Origin of the sequence: Variovorax sp. EL159 (assembly GCF_900100965.1) — a bacterium.
GTDB lineage: Bacteria > Pseudomonadota > Gammaproteobacteria > Burkholderiales > Burkholderiaceae_C > Variovorax.
Map to the genome: position 1 here is coordinate 1,228,487 of NZ_FMUJ01000002.1, position 14,051 is coordinate 1,242,537.

The 14,051-nt window shown below is 66.6% G+C and carries 12 protein-coding genes; 4 read left to right on the forward strand and 8 right to left on the reverse strand.

What is annotated here, in order from left to right:
• Positions 1-7: 7 nt before the first annotated feature.
• From BLQ28_RS11895 to BLQ28_RS11920, 6 genes are all read right to left on the reverse strand, one after another.
• On the reverse strand, positions 8-787 hold the full coding sequence (locus BLQ28_RS11895) for a type IV pili methyl-accepting chemotaxis transducer N-terminal domain-containing protein (protein WP_093239263.1): 780 nt from the start codon (positions 785-787) through the stop codon (positions 8-10).
• 14 nt (positions 788-801) lie between these two features.
• The gene (nirB, locus tag BLQ28_RS11900; RefSeq protein ID WP_256327254.1) at positions 802-3,258 is read right to left on the reverse strand and encodes a nitrite reductase large subunit NirB; all 2,457 of its coding nucleotides are present in this window, start codon (positions 3,256-3,258) and stop codon (positions 802-804) included.
• A gap of 28 nt (positions 3,259-3,286) precedes the next feature.
• Positions 3,287-4,096, reverse strand: coding sequence for an ABC transporter ATP-binding protein (locus BLQ28_RS11905; protein WP_093239264.1), 810 nt, complete (start codon positions 4,094-4,096; stop codon positions 3,287-3,289).
• Positions 4,093-5,037, reverse strand: coding sequence for a nitrate ABC transporter permease (gene ntrB / locus BLQ28_RS11910; RefSeq protein WP_093239266.1), 945 nt, complete (start codon positions 5,035-5,037; stop codon positions 4,093-4,095). Before ntrB ends, BLQ28_RS11905 begins: the two co-directional genes overlap by 4 nt.
• 10 nt (positions 5,038-5,047) lie before the next feature.
• A complete protein-coding gene (locus BLQ28_RS11915) occupies positions 5,048-6,292 on the reverse strand; it encodes a CmpA/NrtA family ABC transporter substrate-binding protein (protein WP_093239267.1) in 1,245 nt (414 codons plus the stop codon).
• Between the two features lie 347 nt (positions 6,293-6,639).
• A complete protein-coding gene (locus BLQ28_RS11920; RefSeq protein ID WP_093239486.1) occupies positions 6,640-7,923 on the reverse strand; it encodes a nitrate regulatory protein in 1,284 nt (427 codons plus the stop codon).
• 113 nt (positions 7,924-8,036) lie between these two features.
• On the opposite strand from BLQ28_RS11920, the gene tsaD reads away from it, so the two are divergent.
• Positions 8,037-9,095, forward strand: a complete 1,059-nt coding sequence (gene tsaD / locus BLQ28_RS11925; RefSeq protein ID WP_093239269.1) for a tRNA (adenosine(37)-N6)-threonylcarbamoyltransferase complex transferase subunit TsaD — start codon at positions 8,037-8,039, stop codon at positions 9,093-9,095.
• Here the strand turns inward: tsaD and BLQ28_RS11930 are convergent.
• Positions 9,034-9,792: an alpha/beta hydrolase-fold protein gene (locus BLQ28_RS11930; RefSeq protein ID WP_093239270.1), complete on the reverse strand. Its 759-nt coding sequence runs from the start codon at positions 9,790-9,792 to the stop codon at positions 9,034-9,036. The two genes, tsaD and BLQ28_RS11930, sit on opposite strands and share 62 nt — an antisense overlap.
• A 188-nt stretch (positions 9,793-9,980) precedes the next feature.
• Complete coding sequence (locus tag BLQ28_RS11935) at positions 9,981-10,352, reverse strand: Hsp20/alpha crystallin family protein (protein ID WP_093239272.1); 372 nt, start codon at positions 10,350-10,352, stop codon at positions 9,981-9,983.
• A gap of 124 nt (positions 10,353-10,476) precedes the next feature.
• Between BLQ28_RS11935 and BLQ28_RS11940 the strand changes: the two genes are divergently transcribed.
• The 3 genes from BLQ28_RS11940 (at position 10,477) to BLQ28_RS11950 (ending at position 13,967) form a co-directional block, all read left to right on the forward strand.
• Positions 10,477-11,760 (forward strand): branched-chain amino acid ABC transporter substrate-binding protein, encoded by a 1,284-nt coding sequence (locus BLQ28_RS11940; protein ID WP_093239273.1) that lies wholly within the window; start codon positions 10,477-10,479, stop codon positions 11,758-11,760.
• A gap of 24 nt (positions 11,761-11,784) precedes the next feature.
• Positions 11,785-12,954, forward strand: coding sequence for a pyridoxal phosphate-dependent aminotransferase (locus BLQ28_RS11945; protein WP_093239275.1), 1,170 nt, complete (start codon positions 11,785-11,787; stop codon positions 12,952-12,954).
• 89 nt (positions 12,955-13,043) lie between these two features.
• Positions 13,044-13,967 carry a DMT family transporter gene (locus tag BLQ28_RS11950; protein ID WP_093239276.1) on the forward strand — a complete coding sequence of 308 codons (924 nt, stop codon included), beginning with the start codon at positions 13,044-13,046 and terminating at the stop codon, positions 13,965-13,967.
• The last annotated feature ends 84 nt before the right edge of the window (positions 13,968-14,051 follow it).

Consider the following 14,051-nt stretch of genomic DNA (forward strand, 5'->3'; position numbering starts at 1 on the left):
GGCCTCCTTAGGTCTTGAGGTCGGCGTACAGGCCGGTCACGCGGTCCATGATCGCCAGCAGGTTCTCGCTGGTGACGAACACGTCGGACATCAGGCCGGGCGACGTGCCGGCGCCTTCCAGGCGCTGCAGGCCACGGTTGAAGAACATCCATTGCGCATCCGCCAGCACCAGTTCTTCCTTGATCTGCGCGGTGGCTTCGGGTGCGTTGCGCAGCAGCTCGAGCGCGGCAACGAACTCGGTGCGCGCCTTGCCGATCTCGACCGCGCTACCGGCCGGGTCGATGCGCATGGCGCCAGCCAGGTAGAACTTGGCCATGCGTTGCGACAGCATGCGCTGGCGGCCTGCGATGTTGACCAGGCGGCCCACCGGCTTGCCCGAGGCCGCCTCGTACTGCGTGGTGCCCTGGTGTGCGAGTGCGAGCACGGCGGCGTCGAGCTTGACGACCTGTGCGGCTTCGTCGCGGCTCGGTGCGGTGCCGGTCAGCTCGCGCTTGAAGTCGTTCCATGCGCCGCCGAGCGCGTCGTAGGTGCCGCGAATGGCGGGGCTGGGCGCGAAGGTCTTGAGCTCGGCCAACTGGCGCTCGAACAGCACGATCGACCGGTCCAGCACCTGCTGCGCATTGCGCGACTCGACGTTCTGCACCAGTGCCAGATAGGCCTTGCTCGCGCGCTGCGACAGCATGCGCTGGCGGCCCGCCCTGTTGATGGCGTCGTTGAGGTCCGCCACCTGCGCGCGGACCCCCACGCTGGCCAGTGCCGCGGAAGCGATGAAGACACGTCTTTTCAAACCACGCACTCCACTCATGCCGCGATCGGCGTGAACTGCCGCACGTCGACTGACGCCTGCGCCGACTCGAACCACGGATCGGGTTCGCCGTCGAGCGCGAACTGCAGCCGCTCCCACAGCGCCTTGCGGCCTTCGGCGTCTTCGAGGATCTTCTTCTTCACATAGTCGAGCCCCACGCGGCCGATGTAGTGCACCGTGCGCTCCAGGTACCAGCCTTCCTCGCGGTACAGCTGCAGGAAGGCGCCGGCGTACTCCATCACTTCCTCGCTGGTCTTCACCTTCACGAGGAACTGCGCCACTTCGGTCTTGATGCCGCCATTGCCGCCCACGTACAGCTCCCAGCCCGAATCGACGCCGATCACGCCCACGTCCTTGATGCCGGCTTCGGCGCAGTTGCGCGGGCAGCCCGACACGGCCAGCTTGACCTTGTGCGGCGAGTACATGGCCCACAGCGCGCGCTCCAGGTCCTTGCCCATCTGCGTGGAGTCTTGCGTGCCGAAGCGGCACCACTCGCTGCCCACGCAGGTCTTCACCGTGCGCAGCGACTTGGCGTAGGCAAAGCCGCTGGGCATGCCGATGTCCTTCCACACGCCTTCGAGGTCTTCCTTCTTCACGCCCAGCAGGTCGATGCGCTGGCCGCCCGTGACCTTGACGGTCGGGATCTTGTACTTGTCCGCCGCATCGGCAATGCGCCGCAACTCGTCGGGCGTGGTGTGGCCGCCCCACATGCGCGGGATGACCGAGTAGGTGCCGTCCTTCTGGATGTTGGCGTGGCTGCGCTCGTTGACGAAGCGGCTCTGCGGATCGTCCTTTGCCTCCTTGGGCCAGGTGCTGATCAGGTAGTAGTTGATGGCCGGGCGGCAGGTGGCGCAGCCGTTGGGCGTGCGCCAGCCGAGGTTGCGGTACACCTCGTCGTGCGTCAGGTAGTGCTCCTTGCGGATCGCGTCGCGCACGTCCTGGTGGCTCACGTCGGTGCAGCCGCACACGGCCTTCTTCTTGGGCGTGGCGGAGTAGTCGCCACCGGCGGTGAACATCAGGATCTGCTCGACCAGGCCGGTGCACGAGCCGCAGCTCGCGCTGGCCTTGGTGTGCTTCTTCACCTCGTCGAGCGTGAACAGACCCTTGTCCTTGATGGCCTTGCAGATGGTGCCCTTGTTCACGCCGTTGCAGCCGCAGACCTCGGCATCGTCGGGCATGCTCGCGGCCTTGCTGTGGCCCTCGTGGCCGGTGTCGCCGATGTTCGATTCGCCGAACATCAGCTTGTCGCGGATGTCGTGCACGCTGCGGCCGTCGCGCAGCAGCTTGAAGTACCAGCTGCCGTCCACCGTGTCGCCGTAGAGGCAGGCGCCGACCAGCTTGTCGTCCTTGATGACCAGCTTCTTGTAGACGCCGCCGAAGGGGTCGCTCATCACGATCTCTTCGCTGCCTTCACCGCCCTGGAAGTCGCCCGCGCTGAACAGGTCGATGCCCGTGACCTTGAGCTTGGTCGATGTGAGCGAGCCCGTGTAGCGGCCGATGCCGAACAGCGCCAGGTGGTTGGCCGCCACCTTGGCCTGCTCGAACAGCGGCGCCACGAGGCCGTAGGCGATGCCCCGGTGCGCCGCGCATTCGCCCACCGAGTAGATGCGCGCATCGGTCACGGTCTGCATGGTGTCGGTCACCACGATGCCGCGGTTGACGTGCAGCCGCATGCTCTCGGCCAGCGTGGTGTTGGGGCGGATGCCCACGGCCATCACGACGAGGTCGGTCGGGACTTCGGTGCCGTCCTTGAAGCGGATCGCCTTGACGCGGCCGGCCTTGCCTTCTTCCGCGTCGCCAACGAGTTCCTGCGTCTGCGCGCCCATCAGGAACTTCATGCCGCGGTCTTCCAGCGACTTCTGCAGCAGCTTGCCCGCCACTTCGTCGAGCTGGCGCTCCATGAGCCAGGGCATGACGTGCACCACCGTGACCTGCATGCCGCGCTTCATCAAACCGTTGGCGGCTTCGAGCCCGAGCAGGCCGCCGCCGATGACCACCGCATGCCTGTGCGTCTTTGCGGTCTCGATCATCAGGTTGGTGTCGGCGATGTCGCGGTAGGCGATCACGCCGTCGAGCTTCGCGCCCGGCACCGGCAGCATGAAGGGGTTGGAGCCGGTGCACAACAGCAGGCGGTCGTAGGCGGCCTCGGTGCCGTCCTCGGCGCGCACGATGCGCCTGACGCGATCGACCGACGCCACCTTCTTGCCGGCATGCAGCGTGATGCCGTTCTCTTCGTACCAGCTCCAGGGGTTGAGGATGATCTCGTCCACCGTCTGCTCGCCGGCCAGCACGGGCGACAGCAGGATGCGGTTGTAGTTCGGGTGCGGCTCGGCGCCGAACACGGTGATGTCGTAGAGGTCGGGCTCGACCTTCAGCAGCTCCTCGATGGTGCGCACGCCGGCCATGCCATTGCCGACCATCACGAGCTTCTGTTTCTTCACGCGCATGTCCATGGTGTTGTGCTCCTGCGGGCGGACGGCTTCAGGCGGCGGTCTTTTCCACATGCGCCTGGCGCGTGTAGAGAAAGTCGATCACGGCCTTGCGGGCATGGACGTAGGCCGGGTCTTCGGCCAGCGCCACGCGGTTGCGCGGGCGGGCGATGTCCACCGAGAGCGCGTCGCCGATGGTGGCGGCCGGGCCGTTGGTGAGCATCACGATGCGGTCGCTCAGCAGCACGGCCTCGTCGACGTCGTGCGTGACCATGACGACGGTGCTCTGCGTCTTCTGCACGATGGCCAGCAGCTCGTCTTGCAGCTTGGCGCGGGTGAGGGCGTCGAGCGCGCCGAAGGGCTCGTCCATCAGCAGCACCTTGGGCTCCATCGACAGCGCGCGCGCAATGCCCACGCGCTGCTTCATGCCGCCGGAGATTTCGCCGGGGCGCTTCTGTGCGGCGGGCGTGAGGCCGACCAGCGCGAGCGCGGCATCGGTGCGCTCGCGCAACTGGGCCTTGGTTTCCGAGGCCGCGAACACGCGCTCGACGGCGAGGTACACGTTCTCGAAGCAGGTCAGCCAGGGCAGCAGCGAATGGTTCTGGAACACCACCGCGCGCTCGGGGCCGGGGCCCTTGATCTCGCGGTTGGCGCACAGCAGCACGCCCTCGGTGGGCGTGGTGAGCCCGGCGATCAGGTTCAGCAGCGTCGACTTGCCGCAGCCCGAGTGGCCGATCAGCGTGATGAACTCGCCCTTGGCCACGTTCAGGTGAATGTCGCGCAGTGCGAGGAAGCGGCCCTTGGGCGTCTTGAATGCCTGCTCGACGCCGTGGATCTCGATGTACTTGGAGTCGTCGTTCATGACTTCACCTCTTCAAACGTGAACGCGGTAGCCAGCTTGATGAGCGCGAACTCCAGCACCAATCCGACGATGCCGATCACGAAGATCGCGATGATGATGTTGGCGACGTTGAGGTTGTTCCACTCGTCCCACACCCAGAAGCCGATGCCGACGCCGCCGGTCAGCATCTCGGCCGCCACGATCACCAGCCATGCGGTGCCCACTGCAAGCCGCACGCCGGTCAGCATGTAGGGCAGCACGGCAGGAAAGAGGATCTTGGTAAGGATCTTCCATTCGCTCAGGTTCAGCACCTTTGCCACGTTCATGTAGTCGCTGGGCACGCGCTGCACGCCCACGGCGGTGTTGATGACCATCGGCCAGATCGAGCAGATGAAGATGGTCCAGATGGCAGCCGGGTTGGCGCCCTTGAACACCAGCAGGCCGATGGGCAGCCAGGCCAGCGGCGACACCGGGCGCAGCAGGCTGATCAGCGGGTTGAACATGCGCGAGAGAAACTCGAAGCGCCCAATGGCAAAGCCCGCCGGAATGCCGATCAGCGCCGCCAGGCCGAAGCCCAGCGCCACGCGCTGCAGCGAGGACAGCACGTTCCAGCCCACGCCCTGGTCGTTCGGGCCCTTGCTGTAGAACGGATCGCTGAACACCGTGAGCGCCTGTTGCCAGGTGGCATACGGCGTGGGAAAGCCGGTGGTACTGTTCATGGCCACCAGCTCCCAGATCAGCACCAGCAGGCCGAAGCCGGCGAGCGGCGGCAGCACGCGCATCCAGAAGGCACGCAGGTCGAGCGGCGCGCGTTGCTTCTGTTCCCTCTCCTTCTTTGGGAGGGGGTTGGGGTGAGGGGCGGCCTCGGCGCGGGGCACACCCTCGCTCCGGCCCTCTCCCGTACGCGGAAGAGGGGGCGCCAGGGACGTATCCAGGGGCGAATGAAAGACGGCACTGACCATGTTGTTCTCCCTATGCATGGAGCTTGAACGAATCGGCGTATTTCTTCGGGTCCTTGCCGTCCCACACCGAGCCGTCGAACAGCTTGCTGGTGCGCATCGCGTCCTTGGGCACCGGTGTTTGCGTGGCGGCGGCGGCCTGCTTGTAGATGTCGATGCGGTTGATCTCGGTGGCCACCTTCAGGTAGTCGGGGTGGTCCTTCAGCAGGCCCCAGCGCTTGTGCTGCGTGAGGAACCACATGCCGTCCGACAGGTACGGAAAGTTCACGGCGCCGCCGTTGTAGAACTTCATGTGGTTGGGGTCGTCCCAGCTCTTGCCCAGGCCGTTGGTGTAGCGGCCCAGGATGCGCTGGTTGATGGCATCGACGCTGGTGTTGACGTAGCTCTTGTCGGCGATGGTCTCGGCCATCTTGTTCTTGTTCTGCAGGCCGGCGTCGATCCACTTGCCGGCTTCGAGGATGGCGGCGGTCACGGCGCGCGCGGTGTTGGGGTACTTCTTCGTGAAGTCGGCGGTGCAGCCGAGCACCTTCTCGGGATGGTCCTTCCAGATGTCCTGCGTGGTGATGGCCGTGATGCCGATGCCGTCCATGATCGCGCGCTGGCCCCAGGGTTCGCCGACGCAGTAGCCGTCCATGTTGCCCACGCGCATGTTGGCCACCATCTGCGGCGGCGGCACGGTGATGTTCTTCACGTCCTTGAACGGGTCGATGCCGGCCGAGGCGAGCCAGTAGTAGAGCCACATGGCGTGCGTGCCGGTGGGGAAGGTCTGGGCGAAGGTGTATTCGCGCTTCTCGCTGGCGATGAGCTTGGCGAGCGAGGCGGCATCGACCGCGCCCTTGTCGGCCAGCTTCTTCGACAGCGTGATGGCCTGGCCGTTGTTGTTGAGGGTCATGAGCACGGCCATGTCCTTCTTCGGGCCGCTCAGGCCCAGGTGCATGCCGTAGACCAGGCCATAGAGCACGTGCGCCATGTCGAGGTCGCCGTTGGCCAGCTTGTCGCGCACGCCGGCCCAGCTCGCTTCCTTGCTGGGGACGATCTTCACGCCGTACTTCTTGTCGATGCCCAGCACCGAGGCCATGACCACGCTGGCGCAGTCGGTCAGCGGGATGAAGCCGATCTTCACTTCTTCCTTTTCGGGCTTGTCCGAGCCCTGGGCCCAGACGGCGGCGCGCAGCGCGGGGTCGATGCCCACGGCGCCGATGGCGGCGGCTTGCAGGACGCGGCGTCGGCTGAGGCGGGTTTTGAGCAGGTCGGTCATGGGGCGGGCTCCGGTTGAAGGCGGGACAGATGACAAAGAAAAAGCAAAGCGAAAAACAAGAAAGGCGTCCTCACCGCGCGGGGCTGCTCGAAAACGAGCCCCGCGGATAAGGACGCCTTTGTCCGGTTCGGTGGGTGACACCCGCCATTGGGTGTCGCCTGCCTGAAGACCTGGTGGTCTATGGCTTCAGTGTTGCAAGCTGTGTGCCAAGCTGACGGATGCCTGATTTGCTATGAAAAGGGTAGCTGGCGGTGCAAGGCCGTTGCGGGCGACATGGGTCTGAGGCCCGTTGAGATGTGAGATGCACGCTTGTTGTGCACTGCACCAACTCGAACCGCCTTCGGCCTTCAGTGCGGGGGCTGTGTGTCGAGCGGCAGGTAGTCGGCCATCGCCAGCACCGACTCGGCCACGTCGACCAGGCGACGGTTCTGGTTCATCGCGGTCTGGCGCAGCATCTTGTGCGCCTCTTCTTCGCTCAGGCGCCGGTGCGCCATCAGCAGGCCCTTGGCGCGTTCAACGATCTTGCGTTCGTTGAGCGAGGCACGCACGGTTTCGAGTTCGTCGCCCATGGCTTGCAGCCGGTGCGACTGCTCCTGGACCATGTCGAGCACCGAGCGTTCCAGGTGGCGGCCGAACTGGGCGGGCGCGGCGGCCTGCGCGTCGGCGTCGTCGAAGAACATGGCGCTGTTGTCGGCCTGCGGTGCCAGGGTGCCGAGCACTTCCTGGTACTTCTGCAGCTCGCTGCGCGCCTGCGCGGTCTTGTGGCCGCACAGCGCGCGCAGGTCGGCGGCCAGGCGGTCTTCGACGGTCTTCATGGCGTCGATGCGGCGGGTGCAGCAGTCGAACCATGCCTGGCTCAACTGGGTGCCGGCGATGCCCGCAGGAGTTGCCGGCGCGGACGTGGCGCCCATGCGGCGCATGCGTTCCAGCTCGGCCAGCGTGGCATCGGACTGGCTCTCGCGCCAGAGCACCAGCAGTGCCGCGTCCGAGAAATCGGTAAAGACCTGAAAGCAGCGCTCCTGCGATTCGATCAAGTGCAGCCATTGCAGGCGCTGTGCCTCGTCGCTGCGGCCTTCCGCCAGCGCGGCGGCGCCGAAGGCGCGCTCCTGGCCCGCGAACTCCTTGCCCTGCATGAAATTGAACATGGCCACCAGCAGGCGGGAGATTTCGGGGTCGGTCGCGCCGTCGGCCGCTTCGAACACCACCGACAGCAGGCCCGCGATGAGCTTGGCAAAGGCGGCGGTGGCTTGCGCCGGCTTCAGTTCGAGCGCGCCGATGCGGCGGCGCAATGCGGGCAGCGCGTCCAGCCCCGGCAGCACCCAGGCGATGCGGCTGAAGAGGCGGGCACCGTTGCCGGGGCCGGCGCGGTGCCGGGCCTCGGTTTCGAGCTGGTCGAAACCGGCGCGCACTTCCTGTTCGAGCGACAGGCATTCGGCAATCTGCGGATCGCGTTGGTCGGCGAGGCGGCCGCCGCGCGAAGCCAGGAACACGTTCGACATGCCGCGTTCGCGCTGCAGCGCGTGGACCAACCGGCCGATCACGCCGACCAGGTCGCTGGTGCGGGCGAGCTGGTCCAGCTCGTCGATTTCGCAGCGGCGGGCGGCGATCAGAAAGTTCAGTCCGGATTTCATGGTGGGGAAGCGCGCGAAGGGCAGGGGGCACAGCGTCACTGCAACATCCGTGCCTCGGGCGCCGCTTGTCCCTTGGCGGGCGCGCCCGGCAGGCGCCACCTACACTCGGCGCCATGCTTTTGTTGGGAATCGAATCATCCTGCGATGAAACCGGCGTGGCGTTGGTCGAGTCGCACGGCAACGCGCTGCCGCTGCTGCGTTCGCACGCGCTGCACAGCCAGATCGCCATGCACCAGGCCTACGGCGGCGTGGTGCCCGAGCTGGCCAGCCGCGATCACATCCGCCGCGTGCTGCCATTGACCGAGGCCGTCATGGCCGAGGCGGGCCGTTCGCTGGGCGAGATCGACGTGGTGGCCTACACGCGCGGCCCGGGCCTGGCGGGCGCGTTGCTCGTGGGCGCGGGCGTGGCCTGCGCGCTGGGCGTGGCGCTGGGCAAGCCGGTGCTGGGCGTGCATCACCTCGAAGGGCATCTGCTGTCGCCGTTCCTGAGCGCCGATCCGCCGGAGTTTCCGTTCGTCGCGCTGCTGGTTTCGGGTGGTCATACGCAATTGATGCGGGTCGATGGCGTGGGCCGCTACGAACTGCTCGGCGAAACCATCGACGACGCGGCCGGCGAGGCCTTCGACAAGAGCGCCAAGCTCATGGGCCTGCCGTATCCGGGCGGCCCCTGGCTCGCGAAGCTGGCAGAAGGCGGCAGCGCCACCGCCTTCAAGCTGCCGCGGCCATTGCTGCACAGCGGCGATCTCGATTTTTCTTTTGCAGGCCTGAAGACGGCCGTGCTCACGCAGGCGAAAAAGCTGGGCGATCAGCTCGAAGCGAACAAGGCCGACCTGGCGGCGTCCACGCAGGCCGCCATCGTCGAGGTGCTGTTGAAGAAATCGCTCGCCGCGCTCGACCAGACGGGGCTCAAGCGGCTCGTCGTGGCCGGTGGCGTGGGGGCGAACAAGAACCTGCGCGAACAGCTGAATGCCGCGTGTGCAAAGCGCAAGGTGCGCGTGCACTACCCCGAGCTGCACCTGTGCACCGACAACGGCGCCATGATCGCCATGGCCGCTGCCATGCGGCTGCAGTCGGGCCTGTCGCAGGCCACCGAGCGCTATGCCTTCGACGTCAGGCCGCGATGGCCGATGGCATCGCTGACGGCCGAGGCGTCGCTACCGGAAAGCGCGTAACCGACTGGTTGCGTATGCGGCCGCGCGAAGAAGGCAGCGGCAGCACGTCGAGCACATTGCGCCAGAGCTGGCGCCACTCGGGCCAGTCGTGGCCGCCTTCGGTGGTGAACACGCGCCCCGGGGGCAGGGCGTCCGCCAGCAGCTTGTGGTTGCTGGCAAAGCGGTCGGCCAGGCCGAAACCCAGGTAGAGCTGAGGCAGGTCCTTGGAAGGCTGCGGCTCCAGGTACTGCTGGAAGAAGGGCCAGAGCTTGCGGTCGGGTTCTTCGTCGGGCTGCGGCCCGGTGGGCGCCTGCCAGGTGCGCAGGCCGCCGGCCTTCTTGATCTCCGCGCCGAGCACACGGCGGCCCAGGTACGGGGCCAGCGCCACGATGCCGTCGACCGAGCCCGGCCGCGCCAGTTCGTGGATCAATGCGCCGAAGCCGCCGATGGAAATGCCCACGAGCCAGATCGAGGTGTAGCCCTTGGCACGTTGCGGCTCGATGACGTCCGCATGCAGGCGCTCGCTGAGCGTCTGGTCGTAGTAGTAGGAAACGTCCGCGTCGACCAGCAGCGAGTCGGCTGCAAGGTGGCGCTCCCGCACGGCGCTGATGAAGCCTTCGCGCTCGAACTCTTCGGGCTTGAGGTACGCGCCAGGCAGAAAGATCAGGAGCGTGTCGGAACGATGGTGGTCGTTGGCTGGCTGAAAGTGCGTTTTCATGGTGCCTTTGGGGGCACCCGATCCGCACCGTCGGGAACTCGATGCGTTTACGAGACGCCCACGAAGAAGAAAGTACTAAGAAAACGTCACATCATGTGACGTTATCCGGCGCTATTGTGAATAGGGTGCTTGTTTAATGTCAAAAACAAGCCGCTACTAACATTTTCCTCTTGTGGGCATCCGCAAAGTTAGTCAATTTGCAACTGAGAGGCTTGGCTTGCCGGCACCAGTTTTCCGAGCTTGAGCGTGAGCACGCCGTTCTCGATCTTGGCGTTGCTCGTGGCCACGTCGATGTCCTGCGGCAGCTCGTAGGCGGCCTTGAACTGCCGCTTGGCTTCGACCTTGCTGTCGATGCGGATTACGGCGCCTTCGATGCTGATCGACAGGTCTTCGCGCGAGAGGCCCGGCACGTCGAGCGAGAGGGTCCAGCTCTTGTCGTCCTGCTCGACGAGCGGGGAGCGGCGGGCACCGGCGAAGGCGTCGTTCACGAAGCGCTCGAAGGCGTGGTCATGCGCGCGGGGCGTGAAGCGGGCGGTGCGAAGCGTGGGTGCGAAGAACATGATGAAAAGCTCCTGGATGAACACAATGGGGACAAGGAATGTGTGTCCCTTACACTGCGCGGCCGTTCAATCGTGAGTGCCGCTTGACACCTCATCTAGGCGCATCGGCAAGCGTTTCAAGACAATGAATCCCCCCTTTATTTGGCGCCGCCAGGCCTTGAAATTCGCGGCGCTGGCGCTATGCGCGAGGCCTTTCGCGGCGCTCGCACAGGCACCGCAGGCGGCGCCCATCCGCCTCGCGTTGATCGAAAGCATGAGCGGTCCGTTTGCCAACACGGGCGAGGCGGTGTTCCGCAATCTGCTGTGGGCGGTGGAGCGCGTGAACGCGCGCGGCGGCGTGAAGCTGCCCGGCGGTGCGCGGCCCCTGCAACTGGACCGCTACGACAGCAAGGGGCAGAACGAGGAAGCGCTTTCCGCGCTGCGCGCCGCCATGGACGACGGCGCGCGCATCGTGCTGCAGGGCAACTCGTCGGCCACTGCCGCGGCGCTGGTCGATGCCATCGACAAGAACAACGAGCGCGACCCCGCGCGGCGCGTGATCTTCCTGAACTACGCGGCGGTCGATCCGGTGCTCACCAACGAGCGCTGCAGCTTCTGGCACTTCCGCTTCGACGCGCATGCCGACATGCGCGTGGCCGCGCTGATGGACGTGCTGAAAGACGATGCGGCGCTCAAGCGCGTCTACCTGATCGGACAGGACTACAGCTTCGGCCAGGCGGTGCTGCGCGAGTCGCGCCGACAGCTCGGCGTGCAGCGGCCCGACGTCGAGATCGTCGGCGACGAACTGCATCCGATGGGCAAGGTGAAAGACTTCGCGCCCTACGCCACGAAGATCATCGCCAGCGGTGCGCAGGCCGTGATCACCGGCAACTGGGGCAACGACCTCACGCTGCTCGTGAAGGCCGCGCGCGAGGCGGGTTTCAACGGTAGCTTCTATACCTTCTACGGCAATGCACTCGGTGCGCCCGCGGCCATCGGCGATGCGGGCATCGGCCGCGTGGTGGCGGTGGCCGACTGGCTGCCCAATGTGCAGACATCGCAGTCGGAGGCTTTCTATCGTGCCTTCCGCTCGCGCTTTCCGAAGCCCGCCGACGACTACGTGCACATGCGGCTGCAATTGCTCATCGAGTCGCTGGTGCAGGCCATCGAGCGTGCGGGCAGCGTCGACACCGTGGCGGTGGCGCGTGCGCTGGAGCAGGCCGATGTCAGCCTGTATGGCCAGCGCGGCCGCATGCGCGCGACGGACCATCAATTCCAGCAGCAGCTCGTGGTGGGCGTGATGGACAGGCAGGGCAAGCCGGGCGTGCAGTTCGATGTCGAAGGCTCGGGCTACGGCTTTCGCGTGATCAAGACCATCGCCCCCGAACGCGCCGAACTGCCCACCTCGTGCAAGATGAAGAGACCTTGATGACGAAGAACAGGACGACAAGACATGCGTGAAGCCATCCACAACCTCGAAGCATCGAAGATTCGCGAAGTCGCCAATGCCGGCATGGGCCGCGACGACGTGCTGGCCTTCTGGTTCGGCGAAAGCGACGAGGTCACGCCCGAGGTGATTCGGCAGGCGGCCATCGAGTCGCTGCAGCGCGGCGAAACCTTCTATGCACACAACCTCGGCCTGCCCGAGCTGCGCGAGGCGATCGCGCGCTACACCAGCGCACTGCACCCGGCGGTCGATGCCTCGCGCATCGCCGTGACTTCGGGCGGCGTGAGCGCGTTGATGCTGGCGGTGCAGGCGCTGGTCGATGCGGGCGACGACGTGGTCGCCGTGACGCCGGTGTGGCCCAACCTCACGGCGCAGCCCGCGATCATGGGGGCGCATGTGCGCACCGTGCCGCTGGTGCCGGTGGCGGGGCAATGGACGCTCGACCTGGCCGCGTTGCGCGCCGCAGTCACCTCGAAGACCAAGCTGCTGATCGTCAATGCGCCCAACAACCCGACCGGCTGGACCATGACGCGCGACGAGCAGCAGGCCGTGCTCGATCATTGCCGCCAGACCGGCACGTGGATCCTGGCCGACGAGGTGTACGAGCGCCTCTACTTCGAGCCGACGCCCAATGGCTGCGCGCCGAGCTTCCTCGACATTTCGAAGCCTGACGATCGGCTGGTCGTCACGCACAGCTTCTCGAAGAGCTTCCTCATGACCGGCTGGCGACTTGGCTGGCTGGTGCTGCCGCCCGCCATGGTCGAGGGCATCGGCAAGCTGATCGAGTTCAACACCTCGTGCGCCAGCGTGTTCACGCAGCGTGCAGCCATCGCGGCCATCGCGCACACCGGCGAGATTACGCCGCGCGTGGTGGCGCACCTGAAGCTGTGCCGCGACACGCTGGTGCCCTTGCTGGCGGCCGTGCCGGGCGTGCAGGTGGCATCGGCCAAGGGCGGCATGTACGCCTTCTTCCGGCTCGAAGGGTTTGGCGACTCGCTCGACGTCGCCAAGCGGCTGGTGGTCGAGGCAGGGCTGGGCCTCGCGCCGGGCAATGCCTTCGCACCCGAGGCGCAGGGCTGGCTGCGCTGGTGCTTCGCCTCCAAAGACCCGCAGCGGCTGGTGCAAGGCGTGGAGCGCCTGCGCCACTGGCTGGCGGCGCAGCCGCGCAAGGCCTGATCCGGCCGTCTGCTGCAATTTCGTTCAATACGCGGCGCGAGCGGCCCGCGAAGCTCGACCTTTCTTTCATCGAGAGCGAAAGGTCATGCATGTCGGAACGGCTCAAGGGAATGGCGCTGTGCGCCCTGGCGATGGTCACGGTGGGCAGCACCGTGGTCGCCAGCAAGGTGATCGCCGGCGGCTTGCCGCCGTTCACGGCGACGGCGCTGCGGTTCGCGATGGCGCTGCCGGTGTTTCTCCTGCTGCTGCGGCTGACCCGTACCTCGTGGCCTCGCCCGGACCGGCGCGACCTCGTGCTGCTCCTGTGCCAGGCCGGGCTGGGCAGCGTCGGCTACACGGTGCTGCTGATCCTGGGCGTCCGATGGGCGCCAGCCGCGAGCGCGGGTGTGGTGGCAGGCACGCTGCCGGCGGTTGCTGCGCTGGTGGCGGTGCTGGCCTTGCGCGAGCGGCCGGGGCGGTATCTGGTGGGCAGCATCCTGCTGGCGACGGCAGGGGTGCTGGCGATCAGCTGGCCAGGGGAGGGTTCGGCGGGGGACTCAAAATCCCCTGCTGCAATGGTCGGCAATCTGCTGGTACTGGGCGCGGTCGTCTGCGAAGCGATGTTCATCCTGCTCAACAAGCGCCTGCGGGTGCCGGTGCGGCCGCTGGCGGTGTCGACGTTGATGACGGCTTTCGGGCTCCTGCTGTCGCTGATTCCGGCGCTGTTCGAGCGCGCCTGGGAGCAGCCGTTGCCGACGGCCGCCCTGGCCGGCGTCGCCTACTACGCGCTGGTGCCGACGGTGCTGGGTTTTGTGCTCTGGTTTGCCGGATCGGCTCGATTGAAGGGGGCGGAAGCCGCGCTCTTCACGGCGATCCTGCCGGTTTCCGCGCTGATACTGGCGGCCCTTTGGCTGGGTGAAAGTATCAACATGGCGCAGGTGGGCGGAGCCGCCTGCGTGCTGGGCGCGGTGGCCCTGGCGTCCCTCGACGGAAGACCCGGCGCGCGGCCCGACGAAGTCGCGGCCCCTTCGTGAAACACCGCGGAACCGGCTCTGCCGGGCCGCTGGTGTTGCCCCCGGCAGGGGAGGAGAAGCGACACGAAGTGCGCGTAGCCTGGG

What these genes read in the sequence shown, in the direction of transcription:
- nirB (WP_256327254.1), bottom strand. Translation starts at nt 3,258, where the DNA reads ATGGACATGCGCGTGAAGAAACAGAAGCTCGTGATGGTCGGCAATGGC.
- BLQ28_RS11905 (WP_093239264.1), bottom strand. Translation starts at nt 4,096, where the DNA reads ATGAACGACGACTCCAAGTACATCGAGATCCACGGCGTCGAGCAGGCA.
- ntrB (WP_093239266.1), bottom strand. Translation starts at nt 5,037, where the DNA reads ATGGTCAGTGCCGTCTTTCATTCGCCCCTGGATACGTCCCTGGCGCCC.
- BLQ28_RS11915 (WP_093239267.1), bottom strand. Translation starts at nt 6,292, where the DNA reads ATGACCGACCTGCTCAAAACCCGCCTCAGCCGACGCCGCGTCCTGCAA.
- BLQ28_RS11920 (WP_093239486.1), bottom strand. Translation starts at nt 7,923, where the DNA reads ATGAAATCCGGACTGAACTTTCTGATCGCCGCCCGCCGCTGCGAAATC.
- tsaD (WP_093239269.1), top strand. Translation starts at nt 8,037, where the DNA reads ATGCTTTTGTTGGGAATCGAATCATCCTGCGATGAAACCGGCGTGGCG.
- BLQ28_RS11930 (WP_093239270.1), bottom strand. Translation starts at nt 9,792, where the DNA reads ATGAAAACGCACTTTCAGCCAGCCAACGACCACCATCGTTCCGACACG.
- BLQ28_RS11935 (WP_093239272.1), bottom strand. Translation starts at nt 10,352, where the DNA reads ATGTTCTTCGCACCCACGCTTCGCACCGCCCGCTTCACGCCCCGCGCG.
- BLQ28_RS11940 (WP_093239273.1), top strand. Translation starts at nt 10,477, where the DNA reads ATGAATCCCCCCTTTATTTGGCGCCGCCAGGCCTTGAAATTCGCGGCG.
- BLQ28_RS11945 (WP_093239275.1), top strand. Translation starts at nt 11,785, where the DNA reads ATGCGTGAAGCCATCCACAACCTCGAAGCATCGAAGATTCGCGAAGTC.
- BLQ28_RS11950 (WP_093239276.1), top strand. Translation starts at nt 13,044, where the DNA reads ATGTCGGAACGGCTCAAGGGAATGGCGCTGTGCGCCCTGGCGATGGTC.